At 53.5% G+C, this 1,635-nt stretch carries 1 rRNA gene; it reads right to left on the bottom strand.

The window, feature by feature from the left end:
- Positions 1–56 precede the first annotated feature (56 nt).
- Positions 57–1,589: ribosomal RNA gene (locus AC56K1_RS22865) — 16S ribosomal RNA — on the bottom strand.
- Between the last annotated feature and the right edge of the window lie 46 nt (positions 1,590–1,635).

Raw genomic sequence — 1,635 nt, 5'->3', positions numbered from 1 at the left:
ACAGTCGATAAGAGTGGACGCTCAATGAATGGGTTCTACCCCAAGTGCTACTCTAGAAAGGAGGTGATCCAGCCGCACCTTCCGATACGGCTACCTTGTTACGACTTCACCCCAGTCACGAATCCTACCGTGGTAAGCGCCCTCCTTGCGGTTAAGCTACCTACTTCTGGTAAAACCCGCTCCCATGGTGTGACGGGCGGTGTGTACAAGACCCGGGAACGTATTCACCGCGACATGCTGATCCGCGATTACTAGCGATTCCAACTTCACGCAGTCGAGTTGCAGACTGCGATCCGGACTACGATACACTTTCTGGGATTAGCTCCCCCTCGCGGGTTGGCGGCCCTCTGTATGTACCATTGTATGACGTGTGAAGCCCTACCCATAAGGGCCATGAGGACTTGACGTCATCCCCACCTTCCTCCGGTTTGTCACCGGCAGTCTCATTAGAGTGCTCAACTGAATGTAGCAACTAATGACAAGGGTTGCGCTCGTTGCGGGACTTAACCCAACATCTCACGACACGAGCTGACGACAGCCATGCAGCACCTGTGTTACGGCTCTCTTTCGAGCACGCCTCGATCTCTCGTGGCTTCCGTACATGTCAAGGGTAGGTAAGGTTTTTCGCGTTGCATCGAATTAATCCACATCATCCACCGCTTGTGCGGGTCCCCGTCAATTCCTTTGAGTTTTAATCTTGCGACCGTACTCCCCAGGCGGTCTACTTCACGCGTTAGCTGCGTTACCAAGTTAATTAAAACCCGACAACTAGTAGACATCGTTTAGGGCGTGGACTACCAGGGTATCTAATCCTGTTTGCTCCCCACGCTTTCGTGCATGAGCGTCAATCTTGACCCAGGGGGCTGCCTTCGCCATCGGTGTTCCTCCACATCTCTACGCATTTCACTGCTACACGTGGAATTCTACCCCCCTCTGCCAGATTCAAGCCTTGCAGTCTCCATCGCAATTCCCAGGTTGAGCCCGGGGCTTTCACGACAGACTTACAAAACCGCCTGCGCACGCTTTACGCCCAGTAATTCCGATTAACGCTTGCACCCTACGTATTACCGCGGCTGCTGGCACGTAGTTAGCCGGTGCTTATTCTTCAGGTACCGTCATTAGCCAAAGGTATTAACCTCAGCCGTTTCTTCCCTGACAAAAGAGCTTTACAACCCGAAGGCCTTCTTCACTCACGCGGCATTGCTGGATCAGGCTTGCGCCCATTGTCCAAAATTCCCCACTGCTGCCTCCCGTAGGAGTCTGGACCGTGTCTCAGTTCCAGTGTGGCTGGTCGTCCTCTCAGACCAGCTACTGATCGTAGCCTTGGTAGGCCTTTACCCTACCAACTAGCTAATCAGATATCGGCCGCTCCAGGAGCATGAGGCCCGAAGGTCCCCCACTTTCATCCTTGGATCGTATGCGGTATTAGCGTAACTTTCGCTACGTTATCCCCCACTCTTGGGTACGTTCCGATATATTACTCACCCGTTCGCCACTCGCCGCCAGGTTGCCCCGCGCTGCCGTTCGACTTGCATGTGTAAAGCATGCCGCCAGCGTTCAATCTGAGCCAGGATCAAACTCTTCAGTTTAATCTCTGTTTGTCGAAACCAGCATTGCTACCGGTTTCGAACCCCT

Source organism: Telluria sp. ZB4P37, from assembly GCF_059685855.1.
The sequence above is the reverse complement of the archived record's forward strand: the minus strand, read 5'-3'. Positions and strand labels throughout refer to the sequence as shown.